The following is a 19,658-nucleotide window of genomic DNA, read 5'->3' as shown; positions in this document are numbered from 1 at the left end:
GGGGCCCCCATCAGACCATTGATTGAGACACGACCCTGAGAGGGATTGACGCATAGTGCTCGACGTCAACTTCTTCGACGAGCTCCGGATCGGCCTGGCCACCGCTGACGACATCCGTCAGTGGTCCCACGGCGAGGTCAAGAAGCCCGAGACCATCAACTACCGCACCCTCAAGCCCGAGAAGGACGGACTCTTCTGCGAGAAGATCTTCGGTCCTACCCGGGACTGGGAGTGCTACTGCGGCAAGTACAAGCGCGTCCGCTTCAAGGGCATCATCTGTGAGCGGTGTGGCGTCGAGGTCACCCGCGCCAAGGTGCGCCGTGAGCGGATGGGCCACATCGAGTTGGCCGCACCCGTCACCCACATCTGGTACTTCAAGGGCGTTCCGTCGCGGCTGGGCTACCTGCTCGACCTCGCCCCGAAGGACCTGGAGAAGGTCATCTACTTCGCGGCGTACATGATCACGTACGTCGACGAGGAGCGCCGCACCCGCGACCTGCCCTCGCTGGAGGCCCATGTCTCCGTCGAGCGCCAGCAGATCGAGAACCGCCGCGACGCCGACCTCGAGGCCCGCGCCAAGAAGCTCGAGTCCGACCTGGCCGAGCTCGAGGCCGAGGGCGCCAAGGCCGATGTGCGCCGCAAGGTGCGCGAGGGTGCCGAGCGTGAGATGAAGCAGCTGCGCGACCGTGCGCAGCGCGAGATCGACCGTCTCGACGAGGTCTGGAGCCGGTTCAAGAACCTCAAGGTCCAGGACCTCGAGGGCGACGAGCTGCTCTACCGCGAGCTGCGTGACCGCTTCGGCACGTACTTCGACGGTTCGATGGGTGCCGCGGCGCTGCAGAAGCGCCTGGAGTCCTTCGACCTGGAGGAGGAGGCCGAGCGCCTCCGCGAGATCATCCGTACCGGCAAGGGCCAGAAGAAGACCCGTGCGCTCAAGCGCCTCAAGGTCGTCTCCGCCTTCCTGCAGACCAGCAACAGCCCCAAGGGCATGGTGCTGGACTGCGTCCCGGTGATCCCGCCGGACCTGCGTCCGATGGTGCAGCTGGACGGTGGCCGCTTCGCGACCTCCGACCTGAACGACCTGTACCGCCGGGTCATCAACCGGAACAACCGTCTGAAGCGTCTGCTCGACCTCGGTGCTCCCGAGATCATCGTGAACAACGAGAAGCGGATGCTCCAGGAGGCCGTCGACGCGCTGTTCGACAACGGCCGCCGTGGCCGCCCGGTCACCGGTCCCGGTAACCGCCCGCTGAAGTCCCTCAGCGACATGCTGAAGGGCAAGCAGGGCCGCTTCCGTCAGAACCTGCTCGGCAAGCGAGTCGACTACTCGGCGCGTTCCGTCATCGTCGTCGGCCCGCAGCTGAAGCTGCACCAGTGCGGTCTTCCCAAGGCCATGGCGCTGGAGCTCTTCAAGCCGTTCGTGATGAAGCGCCTGGTCGACCTGAACCACGCGCAGAACATCAAGTCGGCCAAGCGCATGGTCGAGCGTGGCCGCACCGTCGTGTACGACGTCCTCGAAGAGGTCATCGCCGAGCACCCGGTGCTGCTGAACCGTGCGCCCACGCTGCACCGCCTCGGCATCCAGGCCTTCGAGCCGCAGCTGGTCGAGGGCAAGGCCATCCAGATCCACCCGCTCGTCTGCACCGCGTTCAACGCGGACTTCGACGGTGACCAGATGGCCGTGCACCTGCCGCTGTCCGCGGAGGCGCAGGCCGAGGCCCGCATCCTGATGCTGTCCTCGAACAACATCCTCAAGCCGGCCGACGGCCGTCCGGTGACCATGCCGACCCAGGACATGGTGCTGGGCCTCTTCTTCCTCACCACGGACGAGGAGGAGCGCGAGGTGCGCGGCGAGGGCCGTGCGTTCAACTCCAGTGCCGAGGCGATCATGGCCTTCGACGCCCGGGAGCTCTCGCTCCAGGCGAAGGTCGACATCCGCTTCCCGATCGGCACCGTCCCGCCGCGTGGCTGGACCCCGCCGGTCGCCGAAGAGGGCGAGCCGGAGTGGCAGCAGGGTGACTCGTTCCGTCTGCGGACGACCCTGGGCCGTGCGCTCTTCAACGAGCTGCTGCCCGAGGACTACCCGTTCGTCGACTACTCGGTCGGCAAGAAGCAGCTCTCCGAGATCGTCAACGACCTCGCCGAGCGCTACCCGAAGGTCATCGTGGCGGCGACGCTCGACAACCTGAAGGCGGCCGGCTTCTACTGGGCGACCCGCTCCGGTGTCACCGTCGCCATCTCCGACGTCGTCGTTCCCGAGGCGAAGAAGGAGATCGTCGCGGGCTACGAGGCGCAGGACGAGAAGGTCCAGAAGCAGTACGAGCGCGGTCTGATCACCAAGCAGGAGCGCACGCAGGAGCTCATCACCATCTGGACCAAGGCGACCAACGAGGTTGCCGAGGCGATGAACGCGAACTTCCCGAAGACCAACCCCATCTTCATGATGGTCAACTCGGGTGCTCGCGGAAACATGATGCAGATGCGTCAGATCGCCGGTATGCGTGGTCTGGTGTCGAACGCCAAGAACGAGACCATCCCGCGTCCGATCAAGGCGTCCTTCCGCGAGGGCCTGTCCGTGCTGGAGTACTTCATCTCCACGCACGGTGCCCGTAAGGGTCTCGCCGACACCGCTCTGCGTACCGCCGACTCGGGTTACCTGACCCGTCGTCTGGTCGACGTCTCGCAGGACGTCATCATCCGCGAGGAGGACTGTGGCACCGACCGCGGTCTGAAGCTGCGGATCGCCGAGCGTGGCGCCGACGGTGTCCTGCGCAAGGCGGAGGACGTCGAGACGTCCGTGTACGCACGGATGCTCGCCGAGGACGTCGTCGTCGACGGCAAGGTCATCGCGCCGGCCAACGTCGACCTCGGTGACGTGCTCATCGACGCGCTCGTGGGCGCGGGTGTCGAGGAGGTCAAGACCCGCTCGGTCCTGACCTGTGAGTCCGCGGTCGGTACGTGTGCGTACTGCTACGGCCGTTCGCTCGCCACCGGCAAGCTGGTCGACATCGGTGAGGCGGTCGGCATCATCGCCGCCCAGTCCATCGGTGAGCCCGGTACCCAGCTGACGATGCGTACCTTCCACACCGGTGGTGTGGCCGGTGACGACATCACCCAGGGTCTGCCGCGTGTCGTCGAGCTCTTCGAGGCCCGTACCCCGAAGGGTGTCGCCCCGATCTCCGAGGCCTCCGGCCGCGTGCGGATCGAGGAGACCGAGAAGACCAAGAAGATCGTCGTCACCCCGGACGACGGCAGCGACGAGACGGCGTTCCCGATCTCGAAGCGTGCCCGTCTGCTGGTGGGCGAGGGCGACCACGTCGAGGTGGGCCAGAAGCTCACCGTGGGTGCCACCAACCCGCACGACGTGCTGCGCATCCTCGGCCAGCGGGCCGTCCAGGTCCACCTGGTCGGCGAGGTCCAGAAGGTCTACAACTCGCAGGGTGTGTCGATCCACGACAAGCACATCGAGATCATCATCCGGCAGATGCTGCGCCGTGTGACGATCATCGAGTCCGGCGACGCGGAGCTGCTGCCGGGCGAGCTCGTGGAGCGCTCGAAGTTCGAGACCGAGAACCGTCGTGTGGTCACGGAGGGCGGTCACCCCGCCTCCGGCCGTCCGCAGCTGATGGGTATCACCAAGGCCTCGCTGGCCACCGAGTCGTGGCTGTCGGCGGCGTCCTTCCAGGAGACGACCAGGGTCCTCACCGACGCGGCGATCAACGCCAAGTCGGACTCCCTGATCGGCCTCAAGGAGAACGTCATCATCGGTAAGCTCATCCCGGCCGGTACGGGCCTGTCCCGCTACCGCAACATCCGGGTCGAGCCGACCGAGGAGGCCAAGGCCGCGATGTACTCGGCCGTCGGCTACGACGACATCGACTACTCGCCGTTCGGCACGGGCTCCGGCCAGGCCGTTCCGCTGGAGGACTACGACTACGGTCCGTACAACCAGTAAGGCGTAGCTCGGACCGAAGGGCGGTCACCCCGTTTCGTACGGGGTGACCGCCCTTCGGCGTGTCCGGGCGACGGGACGGCCCCGGCGGACCCCTGTGGCGAGGCCTCCTCCTGGGGTCGGTTCGGCATTCGGTCCAGGACCTGCCCGCCCGTCGGCGAGAGGCGCGTGGCCCCCGGCGGGGCGGACGACCCCCCACCCGTCGGGGGCGGCCCGTACGGCCAGGCCCCCGATCGGGCCGTTCTCGCTGCTCACTGTGATGGGGTGGAACTCCGCGCGATCCCTGGGTGCCGTGGCGGCCGAAACCCTGGTGGACGGCTTCGGACACGCACAGGACGACGTCGTTGCTGCGCCGCCCGGGAGCGTCCTGCAGCGGCCTCCAGCAGACGCCGTGCCTGGGTTGTGGCCGGAGCGACCCAGCCGTCCTGCTCGGCGCCGCGCGGCTGCGCCGGGGGCTCGGTGAGCAGGGCACGCAGCGTCGATCGGTTCCATGACGGCGTTGCCGCGGTCGGCGCGAGGACGCCGGGTCCCGTCGATGCACGCCGCAGTGAGGGTGCCGTTCGGCGATGCCACGGAGAATGCGCCGCAGATACGCATGCGCGATGTCGTCGCGGTCGCTGGACCGGCTCGATGCCGGACAGCAGGAGGACGGGGCTCACGGGATCGGTCATGGCCGCCTCGCGGTGTTCCGCCGGGCGCAGCAGCCTGGGGCACGCACCCGGACCCCGCGAGGTCGTACGACGCACTCGACATGTGACCGTGTGCACAGAGCATGCACGGATGGACGTCCGATGCGGTCCCGCCAGGGCTCCCGGCCGTCCGCGTCCGGTCGGTGGTCGGACACACGGGCCGCGGGCCCGGCCCGGTGGACCAGCCGGCTGCGCGGCTGCTGCAAGGGCGGCACGCTCCCCGATTTCAGCAGGTCCTGACGTTGCTCGCGCTCCAGCCGGACCAGGACGGCACCCGGTCGGCGACGCCGCTGTCGCCGTCTTCCGGCCCCCGAGAGGGCTCCGCACACCGAATCAGTGCAGGGGTATCTGCCGAAGCCGCCGAACGCATGACTTTCCCCTCAGCCGGGGACGCATCCGGGGAAGATGTCCGGAGTGTCGGGGCGGGCTCCATTTGTTTTGACCGAACTCGGTGCGGTAGGTACGCTCAGACCTTGTGCCTGGGGTGTGCCTGGGCTCGTGTGCGTGTCCTCAACCGCACGGCGAGCTCGATACCGGCCACCGTAATCTGCGCCCTTTCCGCCATCCGGCGGGAGCTTGCAGCATTCGACACACCCGACCGCGTGGGTCGGCGACGTTCCAGGTTAGCTTTACTGCACGGCACACAGAAACCGGAGAAGTAGTGCCTACGATCCAGCAGCTGGTCCGTAAGGGCCGGCAGGACAAGGTCGAGAAGAACAAGACGCCCGCACTCGAGGGTTCCCCTCAGCGCCGCGGCGTCTGCACGCGTGTGTTCACGACCACCCCGAAGAAGCCGAACTCGGCCCTCCGTAAGGTCGCGCGTGTGCGTCTGACCTCGGGCATCGAGGTCACGGCCTACATCCCGGGTGAGGGACACAACCTGCAGGAGCACTCGATCGTGCTCGTGCGTGGTGGCCGTGTGAAGGACCTGCCGGGTGTTCGCTACAAGATCATCCGCGGTTCCCTGGACACCCAGGGCGTCAAGAACCGCAAGCAGGCCCGCAGCCGCTACGGCGCCAAGAAGGAGAAGTAAGAATGCCTCGTAAGGGCCCCGCCCCGAAGCGCCCGGTCATCATCGACCCGGTTTACGGTTCTCCTCTGGTGACCTCGCTCATCAACAAGATCCTGCTCAACGGCAAGCGTTCCACCGCTGAGCGCATCGTCTACGGCGCCATGGAAGGCCTCCGCGAGAAGACCGGTGCAGACCCGGTCATCACGCTGAAGCGCGCCCTCGAGAACGTCAAGCCGTCTCTCGAGGTCAAGTCCCGCCGTGTCGGTGGTGCCACCTACCAGGTGCCGATCGAGGTCAAGCCCGGTCGCGCCTCCACCCTCGCGCTGCGCTGGGTCGTGGGTTACTCCCGCGCCCGCCGTGAGAAGACCATGACCGAGCGCCTCATGAACGAGCTGCTGGACGCCTCGAACGGCCTCGGCGCTGCGGTCAAGAAGCGCGAGGACACGCACAAGATGGCCGAGTCCAACAAGGCCTTCGCGCACTACCGCTGGTAGTCGTACCCCACATCGAGACCGAGAGAAGACTGAAGCCTTATGGCTACCACTTCACTTGACCTGGCCAAGGTCCGCAACATTGGGATCATGGCCCACATCGACGCGGGCAAGACGACGACCACCGAGCGGATCCTGTTCTACACCGGTGTTTCGTACAAGATCGGTGAGGTCCACGACGGCGCTGCCACGATGGACTGGATGGAGCAGGAGCAGGAGCGCGGCATCACCATCACGTCCGCCGCGACGACCTGTCACTGGCCGCTCGAGGACGTCGACCACACCATCAACATCATCGACACCCCGGGTCACGTCGACTTCACCGTCGAGGTGGAGCGTTCGCTCCGCGTCCTCGACGGCGCTGTGACCGTGTTCGACGGTGTCGCCGGTGTGGAGCCCCAGTCCGAGACCGTCTGGCGTCAGGCGGACCGTTACGGCGTTCCGCGTATCTGCTTCGTCAACAAGCTCGACCGCACGGGCGCCGAGTTCCACCGCTGTGTCGACATGATCAAGGACCGCCTCGGCGCGACCCCGATCGTGATGCAGCTGCCGATCGGTGCCGAGGCCGACTTCAAGGGCGTCATCGACCTGGTTCGTATGAAGGCCCTCGTCTGGTCCGCCGAGGCCGCCAAGGGCGAGATGTACGACGTCGTCGACATCCCGGCCACGCACACCGAGGCTGCCGAGGAGTACCGCGGCAAGCTGGTCGAGACGGTCGCCGAGAACGACGAAGAGATCATGGAGCTGTACCTCGAGGGCCAGGAGCCTTCCGAGGAGCAGCTGTACACCGCGATCCGTCGTATCACCATCGCGTCCGGCAAGTCCAAGGACACCACGGTCACCCCGGTGTTCTGCGGTACCGCGTTCAAGAACAAGGGCGTCCAGCCCCTGCTCGACGCGGTCGTGCGCTACCTCCCGTCCCCGGTGGACATCGAGGCGATCGAGGGCCACGACGTCAAGGACGCGGACCTCGTCGTCAAGCGCAAGCCGTCCGACGACGAGCCGCTGTCGGCGCTGGCGTTCAAGATCATGAGCGACCCGCACCTCGGCAAGCTCACCTTCGTGCGCATCTACTCCGGTCGTCTGGAGTCCGGCACCGCGGTGCTGAACTCCGTGAAGGGCCGCAAGGAGCGCATCGGCAAGATCTACCGTATGCACGCGAACAAGCGTGAGGAGATCGAGTCGGTGGGCGCCGGTGACATCGTCGCCGTCATGGGCCTGAAGCAGACCACCACCGGTGAGACGCTCGCGGACGAGAAGAACCCGGTCATCCTGGAGTCCATGGACTTCCCGGCGCCGGTCATCGAGGTCGCGATCGAGCCCAAGTCCAAGGGTGACCAGGAGAAGCTGGGTGTCGCCATCCAGCGTCTCGCGGAGGAGGACCCCTCCTTCCAGGTGCACACCAACGAGGAGACCGGCCAGACCGTCATCGGCGGTATGGGCGAGCTTCACCTCGAGGTGCTGGTCGACCGGATGAAGCGCGAGTTCAAGGTCGAGGCCAACGTCGGCAAGCCGCAGGTCGCGTACCGCGAGACGATCCGCAAGGCCGTCGAGCGCGTGGACTACACCCACAAGAAGCAGACCGGTGGTACCGGTCAGTTCGCCAAGGTGCAGATCGCGATCGAGCCGATCGAGGGCGGCGACGCCGCTTACGAGTTCGTGAACAAGGTCACCGGTGGCCGTATCCCGAAGGAGTACATCCCTTCGGTCGACGCCGGTGCGCAGGAGGCCATGCAGTTCGGCATCCTCGCCGGTTACGAGATGACGGGCGTCCGCGTCACGCTTCTCGACGGTGCCTACCACGAGGTCGACTCCTCCGAGCTCGCCTTCAAGATTGCCGGTTCGCAGGCCTTCAAGGAGGCTGCGCGCAAGGCGTCCCCGGTTCTTCTCGAGCCGATGATGGCCGTTGAGGTCACCACGCCCGAGGACTACATGGGCGATGTCATCGGTGACATCAACTCCCGCCGTGGCCAGATCCAGGCCATGGAGGAGCGTGCCGGCGCCCGTGTCGTCAAGGGCCTGGTGCCGCTGTCGGAGATGTTCGGCTACGTCGGCGACCTCCGCAGCAAGACCTCGGGTCGCGCAAGCTACTCGATGCAGTTCGACTCCTACGCCGAGGTTCCCCGGAACGTCGCCGAGGAGATCATCGCGAAGGCCAAGGGCGAGTAACTCACCCGAGTACACGCTTTAGGCTTGACGCCGTAACCGTCGGGGCGTTTCCCGTGAACCCGCGAGGTTCGCCCCGGCGGACGGCAATACCAGCAAAGATCACCCTGGCGCCGATGAGTAAGGCGTACAGAACCACTCCACAGGAGGACCCCAGTGGCGAAGGCGAAGTTCGAGCGGACTAAGCCGCACGTCAACATCGGCACCATCGGTCACATCGACCACGGTAAGACGACCCTCACGGCCGCCATTACCAAGGTGCTGCACGACGCGTACCCGGACCTGAACGAGGCCTCGGCCTTCGACCAGATCGACAAGGCTCCTGAGGAGCGCCAGCGCGGTATCACCATCTCCATCGCGCACGTCGAGTACCAGACCGAGTCGCGTCACTACGCCCACGTCGACTGCCCCGGTCACGCGGACTACATCAAGAACATGATCACCGGTGCCGCCCAGATGGACGGCGCCATCCTCGTGGTCGCCGCCACCGACGGCCCGATGCCGCAGACCAAGGAGCACGTGCTCCTGGCCCGCCAGGTCGGCGTTCCGTACATCGTCGTCGCCCTGAACAAGGCCGACATGGTGGACGACGAGGAGATCCTGGAGCTCGTCGAGCTCGAGGTGCGTGAGCTCCTCTCCGAGTACGAGTTCCCGGGCGACGACCTGCCGGTCGTCAAGGTCTCGGCGCTCAAGGCGCTCGAGGGCGACAAGGAGTGGGGCCAGTCGGTCCTGAACCTGATGGCCGCCGTCGACGAGGCGATCCCGCAGCCCGAGCGTGACGTCGACAAGCCGTTCCTGATGCCGATCGAGGACGTCTTCACGATCACCGGTCGTGGCACCGTCGTCACCGGCCGTATCGAGCGTGGCATCCTGAAGGTCAACGAGACCGTCGACATCGTCGGTATCAAGCAGGAGAAGACCACCACCACGGTCACCGGCATCGAGATGTTCCGCAAGCTGCTCGACGAGGGCCAGGCCGGTGAGAACGTCGGTCTGCTCCTCCGTGGCATCAAGCGCGAGGACGTCGAGCGCGGCCAGGTCATCATCAAGCCCGGTTCGGTCACGCCGCACACCGAGTTCGAGGCCCAGGCCTACATCCTGTCGAAGGACGAGGGTGGCCGTCACACCCCCTTCTTCAACAACTACCGCCCGCAGTTCTACTTCCGTACCACGGACGTGACCGGCGTCGTGACCCTCCCCGAGGGCACCGAGATGGTCATGCCGGGCGACAACACCTCCATGACCGTCTCGCTGATCCAGCCGGTCGCCATGGAGGAGGGCCTGAAGTTCGCCATCCGTGAGGGTGGCCGGACCGTCGGCGCCGGCCAGGTCACCAAGATCACCAAGTAAGTCCTGGTGGTTTGACCTGGTAGCTCCTTCACGAGCACCAAGCAGGAGGCCCCGCACCGGAAGGTGCGGGGCCTCTTTGCCGTGCAGGCGCGGGTGCGGCCGCCATGTGCGTGCCGGTCCCGGCCGGGTACGGGGGGCGGGCGGTGCCGTTCGCCCGCCCGGGCCGTCACCCGTCAGCCGGCCGTGCGGGCCTCCGCGTACCAGACCCACGGGTGCGCGTCCGCGCCCATGCCGACCGCCGTCGCGCCGGAGCGGCCGAGGTGGAGCGAGGGGAAGCCGAGCGGTTCGACTCCCTGAGTGCGTGTCAGGTTCCGTCCTCCGCCGACCAGTCGGACCCGGCCGCGCAGGTCCTTGCCGAGCAGCACCGGGCCGTTCGCGGTGGTCGCCGCGCAGACCGGGCCGTATCCGTCGAAGGGCTTGCGCTGCGGCCGGGCGGGGGAACTGCCGGCCCCGGCGGCGATCAGTCCCGCGGCCGCCGGCCTGCGGTAGTAGACCTCGAACCCGCCGTCTTCCGCCGGGAGGGCGGCGAGCGGACCGCCCGGCGCCGGCAGCACGCTGCTGCCGCTGTCCGGCCTGACGGTGATGTCCTGGCCGATGGCGTCCTGCGCCCAGTGGCGCACGGTGTCCCGGCCGGCCCCGAAGACATGGATACGCCCGGCGCCGTCCACGACCGCCGTCAGTCCGTCCTGGATCTCGCCGCCGCCGAGGTCGCGCCAGCCGTCCCAGCGCCCCTCCGCGTCCCGTACGCGCATGCTGATGCCCTGGTCCGCGTTGCGGACGAACAGATGGACCCGCCCGTCGGGGGCGGTCACCGCCACCGGAACACCGATACGGCGGCCACGGTCGTCGTCGCGCTCCGGATTGCCCAGTCCCTTCCAGGCCAGGAACTCCCCGCCCGCGGAGCGCTGTTCCAGCAGCACCACCTCGCGCCGGTTCTTGCCTCCGTGCCCGCCGAGCGCGGCGAAGCGCAGCCCGAACAGCAGCTGCCGTCCGTCCGCGAGTGCGGCCGAGCCGAGTGCGGGTGCGAGCGGCCCGCCGCCGAGGTCGTCGGGGGCGCCCCACTGACCGCTGCCGCGCCCGGTCTCGCGCCAGCGCACCGCCCTCAGCCCCAGCACCCCGTATGCGGCGAGCCGGCCGCCGGGTTCGGTGACGACGACGGGCCGGGCGCCCGGGTAGCGGTGGTGGGTCGAGCGGACCCAGCCCTTCTTGTTCGTCAGCGGGCGCGTGCCGCCCACGTTGTAGTCGCCGCAGCCCGACGGATTGCCGCACTCCCAGCCGGGATCGCCGCCGTAGGGGACAAGATGCGCCGCCTTCTCCCGGAGGACCTGGGGCGGGAGGTTCTTGGGCCAGTGCCGGTTGTAGTAGCCGCGGAACGCGGTGGTGACGAACCCCGGCACATGACCGCCGTCCTTCGTCGCCTCGGCGACCCACCGAAGCATCGCGGCCCAGCTGAAGCAGGCCACAGCGGTGTGGTCGGCGTGATCGGAATAGCCGGGCTGCTCGCTGTCCTTCTTACGGGTCGCCTCGTCGCTGTGCTGGATGTCAGGGTCCGGGTCCAGGGTGTGGATCACGGTCGGCCGGTACTGCTCCATGAGCCCGACCAGTACGTCGATGAGCTCGTCGTAGTCGTACGACACGGTCCTGCGCAGCGGTGAGTCGGCGGCGACCACGGTGTGGAGGCCGAGCGCACGGTCGTGCCAGAGGCTCGGCAGGGCCTCCCAGCGGCGAGTTGTGTGCATCGGGAGGTTGAGGAAGATCAGCTCGACCCTGCGATGGCCGTTGGTGAGCGTGTTGATCTCGGCGCGGTGGTCACCGCGCAGCGTCGCCACGCCCTTCTGCCAGTCGGTGAACCCGTCGAGGCCCAGGAGGGTGGCGTACGCCTGCCGCAGGCCCTGATGACGGGCCGAGGAGTAGGCGGGGCGGTCGGCGGGGACTTCGGGGACGCCCGGGATGTGGTTCTTGCCGTTGTGCTCGCCCGCGGTGACGTAGACGCAGAGGAGGGGCACCCCGGAGTCCACCATCCGCTGGGCGTCCGGGTTCATGAAGTACAGGTCGTCGTCCGGGTGCGCCAGGATCTGCATCAGCTGGGCGCGGCGCGTGCTGGCTATCGGGATGCCCGGGGCGGGGTCGGCGGTGGGGGTGGGGCGCCGGGGTGCGGGTACGGAGCACGCGGAAAGTGCTGTCGCGCCCGTGAGCGCGGCGATGGCGGCGACGACGGAGCGGCGGCGGGGGCGGGAACGAGGGCGCGACGGGCGGGCGTCGGGACCCTCGGGTCTCTCTCCGAATATGCCCGCGGAATGTGCTGTGGGCATGCTTCGCGCAGCGCTGTCGTCCATGTGCCGTGCTCCGTCCGCTTCCCCCGCAGCGGGCGGGCAGGTGCCCCCGTCTGCGTTCCTCGATCTCCCCTGGTGCGGACGGCAGGGCCGGTCGGAGCCGCCTTCCGCGATACATCAGACGGCATTCCGTTGTCCCGGGTTGCCCCGATCCTGTGGTCGGTGCCCGGTGTTGTTTCGGTCTGCGGTTTCGGTGGGGGTGGGGAACGTTTCGGTGCGGTGCAGCGGATCGGGGCGCCGGTCGGGGAGGGCGAGCGGCGCGTGGTGCCGCGCGCCGGACGGACGGCGGGTGGGTGCCGGGTGCAAAGGAGCAGCGACGTTCGTGCCGGGCCGGAAGGGTCCGGTGTGGAGGGGCGGCCGCGGTCGCGGGATGACGACCGACGGGCAGCGGCTCAGCGCAGCGTCGGAACCTCGCCGGGGCCCGCCCACGTCAGGGTCGTGCCGGGCAGGCCGCGCAGCCAGCGCTCGGCGATCTCGGCGAGACGGTCCCGGCCCGGGGGAGCGGCGCCGAGGCCGATCGCGTAGCTGTTGGCGGCCCGGCCGGACGCGAACGGGCGTGGCCAGGCGTGCGCATCGGTCGCGCCCGCAGTCTCCAGCTCGGTGAGGAGGGCGCGGAGACGGCCCCGCACACGGCCCTCGTCCGGGCCCGCGGGGACGGTCACGACCGCCCAGGCCGCGTGGCGGCGGTGCAGAGGCGGCGCGGAGAGGAGCCCGGGCCGGGCGTCGGTGCCGGACTCGGCCGCTGCTTCCAGCAGTTCCCACGCCTGGTAGAGCTCCTGCGCCAGCAGCTCTCGGCCGCCCGCACCGAGCTGGTCGGTGCAGGAACGGACGGGCTCGGTCGGGGTCATGACCGGCTCGCGCCAGTCCCGGGCGGCCCAGGTGGCGAAGAATTGCCGCAGCAGATCGGGGGCCGGCAGCTCACCCGCCTCGTGTGCGGTACGGGCCGCGAGCACGGCCCAGGCCAGTCCCGGCAGCCCTCCGAAGGGAGCCGAGTCCAGTCCCCGTGCCTTCGCCCACGCCTTGACGTCCCTGGCGAGACGAGTGAAAGCGGCGCGGTGGGCAGAGGCCTCCTCCAGCACGGCGTCCGCGTCGCTGACCGCGCTGAGCGCAACCGCAGCGGCCTCGTCCAGCTCGGCGCGGCGGGCGACCGCCTCTGCGGGCGCCAGCGTTCCCGTGGAGACCACGACCAGGTCCACATCGAGGTCCCCGGCACGCAGTCGCAGCCCGGGGACCCGCGCCCCGATCACCTCGCGCACGCCGGTGGCTTCCGGCAGCGCCGCGGTGACCCGGGCCCTCACCTCCGCCATCCCGGCCGTGCCCGGGAGCGCCGCCACCAGATCCAGGTCGGCGCCCGGCAGGGCGCACCCCATACGCCGCGAGCCGACGACATGGACGACCCCGTCGGCCAGCGCGTCGGCCAGCCGCTGTGCCGTCTGTCGTGCGTGGGCGTTGGCAGCGGCGTCCTCGACGGCGGGAGGGACGGGGGGCGGGGGCATCCCGTCGGACGCATGGGCCGGCGACGCCGACGCGTTGTCACCACCGTGCTCCTCTGAGCCGTCGGGTCCGGACTCCGGCCTCCACCGCACCTCACCCGTCCCCAGCGTGATCGTCGCCCGTACCCGCATCGGCTCGTCGCCCCGTCGCGACAGCAGCGCCAGCTCCCCGACGCGGGCTTCCAGCGGACCGCCGAGCCTGGCGGCGCACTCGACGGTCAGGGTGTGCGGGTCCCGGGTGCGGCCCAGGCTCAGATGGGGGGTGAAGCCGTGGCGGTGGCCCCGGCAGCGCGGGAACCGCTGTTCCAGGGCCCGCCGCAGCTCAGCCCACGGCTCCTCGCCGGCGGCGGCCGGGTCGAGCCATACGGTCGCGTCCTCGCGGTGGCCGAAGCTGTGCACGCCCTCCAGCCGGGCGGCGAAGGGAGCCATGCCTGCTGCCGCGGAGGCCAGCAGTGGCGCCGCCCGCTCGAATGCGGACTCCGGTACGAAACCGAACAGCACGTTCACATGCGGCGGCCAGCGCCGGATCTGGGGGTCGTGGTCGCGGCGGATGGCCTGAATCCGGTCCCAGAGCCCCTGCGGTGGAATCCACGCCACCGCAGTCCGTGCCGTCGGCCGGGCGTCGAGCACGCCCGCCGCCCCCTCCCCGTCGTCCCCGTCGAGGCTGAGGTCGGCCTCGACCCCGTAGTGGTCGGAGATGAACAGCCCCTGCGTGGTCGGGGTTCCGCCCAGCAGGGCAACCCCCTGCACCCGCAGGCCGTCCGCGCGCAGCAGCACCCGGTCCAGCTGCGAGGCCCGCCCGGACAGCGAGGACACGGCGGCCAGCGGATTGACGACGGGGTCGAACGTCGGGGTCCGGTCGTCGGGACCGTGCACCTCGCTCCACGCGTCCCGCATACCGAGCGTCGTCTCCGGCAGATCGCCACCGTCGTTGAAGTCGCCGAGCAGGACGACGTCGTCCGCGACACCCGCGAGTCCTTCGGCGAGCTCGACGAGCTCAGCCTCCCGCCTCCCGGCGCCGTTCTCCGAGTGATCGCTGCTCAGATGGGTGGCGGCGACCACGATCTGCCCCCGCCCGGTCTCCACGACGATGGCCGTGACGGCCTTGTGCGGGCCGAGGACATGCACGCCCGCTTCCCTCACCGGCAGCCTGCTGAGCAGGACCAGCCCGCAGTCGTCGACGTCCTTGCCGGCCGGGTCGGTGCCGATCGTGTACGCCTCCCGCACCCACGGCGCCTCCAGCAGCATCGTGAGCAGCGCGGGCTCGACCTCCTGCAGCGCGATGACATCGGCGTCGGCGTCGCGCAGGGACTCCAGGAGCAGGGGCCTGCGCAGGGCGGTCTCGATGCGGTCGCTGTCGTAGCGGTCCCACAGCGTGTTCCAGGTCAGCACGCGCAGTCCGGCCGTGGGCGGCAGGCCGCGTGGCCCCTCGGCGGCCGCCCAGCCGCCCTGCGCGTCCCATGCGTACGGGGTCCGCGCCGCGAAGAACGGCGCCCTCAGCCGCCGTGGGTCACGCACCCGGCCCGCATCCGTGGCATCGAGCCGGTCGACCCCCGTCGACCTGTCCCAGACCGACTCGCCGTCCGCCTCGAAGAACAGGACCCGGTGCCAGGGGATCTCGCCACCCGGTACGAAGTCGTCCAGCGGCATCCGCTCGGGCGGGGCGCCGCGCTGGAGGATGCCCACGACGAACCGTGCCGGATCGAAGCGCGGATCCCAGCGGACGCGGTGATAGATCTCCTCGCTGGTACGCATCTACACCTCCTCCTCGACGGTCCCGCCCGCTCCGATGTACCAGGTGCGGTGGGCCTGGCCCGGGTAGGGCGGGACGAACCGGTGCAGCTGCGAGCGGAGCACCTCGGGCGGCACGGCATCCGTCCGCGCCGTGTTGCGCCGGGCCACTTCGTCCTCGTCGACCAGCACCACCGCGTGCGTGAGGAGCGCGTCGCGGCGGTGCGCGACCGCGTGCACCAGGGAACGCTGGTGCGGGTTGAGCGACGTGGCGTCCCACACCACGGTGCCACCCGAGGCCAGTGCGGTGTCGAGCCGGGCCAGGCCGTCCCTCAGGACATCCCCGTTGGCGCGCTGATCGGCTCGCGCGCCGCGGGCCTCCCGCAGTCCGTCGAGGGACACATGCGCATCGACGCCGGCGAGACCACGCGCGAAGGTGCTCTTGCCGCTGCCCGACGGACCGACCAGATGGATCAGCCGCGGAAACGCCCCTGAGCGCCACCGCCAGGTCGCGGCGACAGCCTCGTCGGTGGTCCGGATCCGTCCTTCGGCGTACGCGTCCCGCGCCTCGGCCCGGCACCGGGCGGCCGTCTCCGTGCCCAGGTCGGCGAAGGCCTCTCGCAGACCGTCCAGCTGTCCGGCGTCCTCCGCGTGCAGCGCGGACCACTCCACCTGCTCGCGCGCTTCCGCATCCGGCGCGACGGCTCCGGCGACCGCGTGGAGCACCCGCAGATCGGCGGCGCAGGACATCCGTACGAGACCCGCTCTGCGGTCCCCGTCGGGATACGGGCGGTGCAGTCCGGTGTGCAGTCCGACCAGGTCCGCGACGCGACGCCCGAGCGGCAGGCCGAGTGAGGCGGCCAGACGCCCGGCGAGCACACCCCGGCGGCCGTGGTGCAGCAGTGCCGCGAGTACGCCCGTGAGCCGCTCGTCGCCGGTCAGCCCCAACGCATCGAGCCGACCTGCGGCCTCTGCCGCGGCGGCCCCGTCTCCCGTGGCCGCACCGACGGCTTCGAGCAGCGCCCCGGGTTCCGGCGCTGCTCCCGACCGGATTGCCCACAGGGCGGCGGCCGGGCCGAGTCTGTTCTCCACCACGGGCGCGTGCATCCAGTGGGTACCGGTCTGCACGTGTCCTGGACGCACCCACTTCGCAACGCGTCGGCCGAATTCCCTGGCCCCGAAGCCCTCGACGGTCCGCACGACGTAGCCCTCCTGCCGCGAGGTGTCGAGCCTCAGGGCGCGAAGCGCCCGCTCGGCCCGTACGTCGAGGATTCCCCGCCACAGCACCCGGGGCGCCGGGATCCCGAGGCCCCGCAGGAATTCCACGCTCCGGTCCCAGTCCAGGCACCGGCCCTCGCCGTCCCAGACCGAGAACCCGTAGAACCAGCTCTCCAGGTCCTCGTAGGCGAGCGAATGCCGGGCAAACAGGTTTTCGCCGCACACACGCCAGCCGGCCGGGATCCGGTCCCCGATCCTTCCCTGCAGGCCCTTCACCCAGGCCCGCGACGGATGATGCGCCGAATCCAGCGACCGCGCGTGCATCCCGTCGGCGTACAGCGTCGTGTTCTCGCCGTCGAGCTTCTCGGTGACGACGAGTTCCCGTCCGCGCAGTCCGGCCAGATCCACGACCCGCACGTCGTCCACCGTCGCGCCGGGCGACCACGGCAGATGCGGCGTGCGCGGATAGTGCGTGCGCGGATGGTTCGTCCGCATGGTGACCGGCCCCCCGGGTGACGGTATGTGGTGCCCGGTCACTGTAGGAGCGCGGGGGAGGGGCGATCGAACGAATAACGGGGGAGCGGGGCGGCCGTCCCGGCGGGCGCACGGCGTGCCACCTGCAAGGCACGGCCGGAGTCCGCTGCCCGCGTCGGGTTTTCCGCGACCAGGGCCGCGGGCGCGCCACGCACACCCGGGCAGTTGCTTCGTCGGGATCGTCGGCGGCTGGGTCCGGACCTTGGATCGGCTCCGGATCGGGCGCCGGGACGGCGAACGGGGGACTGGGCGGGCGAAGGCGCGGCGAGGCGCCGTGCGGTGCCGGAACGCGGCCCGTTGAGTCGCGGAGGCACCCGTCCCGATGGGGCACCGCCCTACTGCGGGTTGCTCCCGGACGGCCAGGTCTCCAGGAGCAGATGGAGGGCCTCGAGCGAACGCGACCAGGACTCCTGAACTTCGCGGGGGTGTCCGAAACCGCCGCTGAGCTCCAGATGGACATAGCCGTGGAAGGTGCTGCGCAGCAGCCGGCCCGCGTCGGTCAGGTCCGGCTCGGCGAGGCCGTAGGCGCGCAGCATGCCGTAGGTCAGCTCCACACTGCGGCGGAACCCGCTGGAGCCGGCGACGTCCTCCGGGCCGAGCCGCATCTGGGCCGCCGTGTAGCGGCCGGGGTGTTCGAGGGCGTAGTCCCGGTAGGCGTTGGCGAAGGCGACGAGCGCGTCCTTGCCCGCCCGGCCCACCACGGCGGCACCGATGCGGTCGGTCTGCTCCTCGGTGGCCAGCAGGGCGACCCGGACCCGCAGCTCCCGCAGGTTCTTCACATGCGAGTACAGACTGGCGTCCTTGACGCCGAAGTGCCGTGCGAGAGCGGACAGCGTGACCTTGTCGAACCCCGCGGCGTCCGCCATCTCTGCGGCTGCCTCCGTGAGCCGTGCAGCCGTGATCCCTGCCCGCACCATCCGGTACCTCCGTGCAGCGGTTTCGGAGAGTCGATGGAGTCGGTCCGCCGAAAACTAGTGGTCGTGGGTGACAGCCTAGAGACTCTTGGTGAGGCCGGGCGGCGTGCGGCCGGTCCCGACGCGGCACACCGCCCCCGGAGGCTGCTCGACGGGCCGCGACGGGGTCGTGATCGTCCGACCCGCGCCGTGCGGCGCCGAGCCCGTACAGGGGTGGCGGACCAGCCGGGGTCCATGAGTCCCGTGCGCAACGTCGCGGCCGTCGCAAGGACGAGGAGGGACCGGAAAACCCCGAAATCCCTCCGATGCCGCAGCGCCACTCGCCGGGGACCGAGGCGTCTGTGACCGAATCCCCGGTCGGGGCGTCGGGGTGTGGTGATGGCCCGCACGCAGCCGGACGCGGGCGTGCCGCGGTTTGACACGCAACCCCTGCGGGGTAATCTCTTCGGCCCGATTGGCGTGCTCGATGCCCCGTATGGCAGACTGTCCGGGTTGCTCGGTTGAGTGTCGATGCTGCGCGCCTCCCGTCGGGAGGACCGGAAGCGAGTCCCACAGTACTCGTCACCCCTGATCAGGGGTGGACGTACGGGAATCTTCCGGGAAGTGTCAGCGGGGCCCCGGCCAGGCACCCGGTGGGTGTTCGCCCCCGGCTCGCGGTCTTCAGGCCCGCACCCCCTTGGTTGGGAAATCCTTCGGGAGATCTTCGTAGAGGGGATGCGACACGCCCGACCGCGGGGGTCGGAGGAGAACGCGAACGCACCGGGTTCCGGAGCGTTACGAGACTAGGAAGACAGGAAGCCATGGCGGGACAGAAGATCCGCATTCGGCTCAAGGCCTACGACCACGAGGTCATCGACTCCTCGGCGAAGAAGATCGTCGAGACGGTGACCCGCACTGGTGCGTCGGTCGCGGGCCCGGTGCCGCTGCCCACAGAGAAGAACGTGTACTGCGTCATCAAGTCGCCGCACAAGTACAAGGACTCGCGCGAGCACTTCGAGATGCGGACGCACAAGCGCCTCATCGACATCCTCGACCCCACGCCGAAGACGGTTGACTCGCTGATGCGTCTCGACCTGCCGGCGGGCGTCGACATCGAGATCAAGCTCTGAGGTGACGCGCGAGATGGCTAAGCAGATCAAGGGCATCCTGGGCGAGAAGCTCGGCATGACTCAGGTCTGGGACGAGAACAACCGTGTCGTCCCGGTCACCGTCGTCAAGGCCGGCCCCAACGTCGTCACCCAGGTCCGCACGAACGACACCGACGGCTACGAGTCGGTCCAGATCGCCTTCGGCGAGATCGACCCGCGCAAGGTGAACAAGCCCCTCAAGGGCCACTTCGCCAAGGCCGACGTGACCCCGCGCCGCCACCTGGTGGAGCTCCGTACCTCCGACGCCAGCGAGTACACGCTCGGCCAGGAGATCACTGCCGAGGTGTTCGAGTCCGGCGTCAAGGTCGACGTCACGGGCAAGAGCAAGGGCAAGGGCTTCGCCGGTGTCATGAAGCGTCACAACTTCAAGGGCCTCGGCGCCGGTCACGGCACCCAGCGCAAGCACCGCTCGCCCGGTTCCATCGGTGGCTGCGCCACCCCGGGCCGTGTGTTCAAGGGCCTCCGCATGGCGGGCCGTATGGGCAACGAGCGGGTCACCACCCAGAACCTGACCGTCCACGCCGTTGACGCGGAGAAGGGTCTGCTGCTCATCAAGGGCGCGGTTCCTGGTCCGAACGGCGGCCTCGTCCTGGTCCGTACCGCGGCCAAGGGGGCCTGAGGTAACCG

At 69.6% G+C, this 19,658-nt stretch carries 11 protein-coding genes; 7 read left to right on the top strand and 4 right to left on the bottom strand.

What is annotated here, in order from left to right:
- The first annotated feature begins 55 nt into the window (after positions 1 to 55).
- From AC068D_RS16830 to tuf, 5 genes are all read left to right on the top strand, one after another.
- Positions 56 to 3,955 (top strand): DNA-directed RNA polymerase subunit beta', encoded by a 3,900-nt coding sequence (locus AC068D_RS16830; RefSeq protein ID WP_478823768.1) that lies wholly within the window; start codon positions 56 to 58, stop codon positions 3,953 to 3,955.
- A 1,347-nt stretch (positions 3,956 to 5,302) separates the two neighbouring features.
- Positions 5,303 to 5,674, top strand: a complete 372-nt coding sequence (gene rpsL, locus AC068D_RS16825) for a 30S ribosomal protein S12 (RefSeq protein ID WP_003948652.1) — start codon at positions 5,303 to 5,305, stop codon at positions 5,672 to 5,674.
- 2 nt (positions 5,675 to 5,676) lie between these two features.
- The gene (gene rpsG / locus AC068D_RS16820) at positions 5,677 to 6,147 is read left to right on the top strand and encodes a 30S ribosomal protein S7 (RefSeq protein WP_262006819.1); all 471 of its coding nucleotides are present in this window, start codon (positions 5,677 to 5,679) and stop codon (positions 6,145 to 6,147) included.
- Between the two features lie 39 nt (positions 6,148 to 6,186).
- Entirely contained in the window at positions 6,187 to 8,313 is a 2,127-nt protein-coding gene (gene fusA, locus AC068D_RS16815) for an elongation factor G (RefSeq protein WP_478823767.1), read from the top strand.
- 153 nt (positions 8,314 to 8,466) lie between these two features.
- Positions 8,467 to 9,660 carry an elongation factor Tu gene (tuf, locus tag AC068D_RS16810; protein WP_401393526.1) on the top strand — a complete coding sequence of 398 codons (1,194 nt, stop codon included), beginning with the start codon at positions 8,467 to 8,469 and terminating at the stop codon, positions 9,658 to 9,660.
- 173 nt (positions 9,661 to 9,833) lie between these two features.
- Here the strand turns inward: tuf and AC068D_RS16805 are convergent, their stop codons facing one another.
- The 4 genes from AC068D_RS16805 to AC068D_RS16790 form a co-directional block, all read right to left on the bottom strand.
- Complete coding sequence (locus AC068D_RS16805) at positions 9,834 to 11,996, bottom strand: PIG-L family deacetylase (protein WP_478823766.1); 2,163 nt, start codon at positions 11,994 to 11,996, stop codon at positions 9,834 to 9,836.
- A gap of 389 nt (positions 11,997 to 12,385) precedes the next feature.
- Positions 12,386 to 15,241 (bottom strand): poly(A) polymerase, encoded by a 2,856-nt coding sequence (locus AC068D_RS16800; RefSeq protein ID WP_478823765.1) that lies wholly within the window; start codon positions 15,239 to 15,241, stop codon positions 12,386 to 12,388.
- Positions 15,242 to 16,930, bottom strand: coding sequence for an RNA ligase family protein (locus AC068D_RS16795; protein WP_478823764.1), 1,689 nt, complete (start codon positions 16,928 to 16,930; stop codon positions 15,242 to 15,244).
- Between the two features lie 374 nt (positions 16,931 to 17,304).
- A complete protein-coding gene (locus tag AC068D_RS16790) occupies positions 17,305 to 17,886 on the bottom strand; it encodes a TetR-like C-terminal domain-containing protein (RefSeq protein ID WP_478823763.1) in 582 nt (193 codons plus the stop codon).
- A gap of 797 nt (positions 17,887 to 18,683) precedes the next feature.
- On the opposite strand from AC068D_RS16790, the gene rpsJ reads away from it, so the two are divergent.
- Together rpsJ and rplC are read left to right on the top strand one after the other, a co-directional pair.
- Positions 18,684 to 18,992, top strand: coding sequence for a 30S ribosomal protein S10 (gene rpsJ / locus AC068D_RS16785; protein ID WP_003948644.1), 309 nt, complete (start codon positions 18,684 to 18,686; stop codon positions 18,990 to 18,992).
- 13 nt (positions 18,993 to 19,005) lie between these two features.
- The gene (gene rplC / locus AC068D_RS16780; RefSeq protein WP_242329291.1) at positions 19,006 to 19,650 is read left to right on the top strand and encodes a 50S ribosomal protein L3; all 645 of its coding nucleotides are present in this window, start codon (positions 19,006 to 19,008) and stop codon (positions 19,648 to 19,650) included.
- Positions 19,651 to 19,658: the final 8 nt, after the last annotated feature.

This window comes from Streptomyces sp. NPDC043861 (assembly GCF_056435905.1).
The sequence above is the reverse complement of the archived record's forward strand: the minus strand, read 5'-3'. Positions and strand labels throughout refer to the sequence as shown.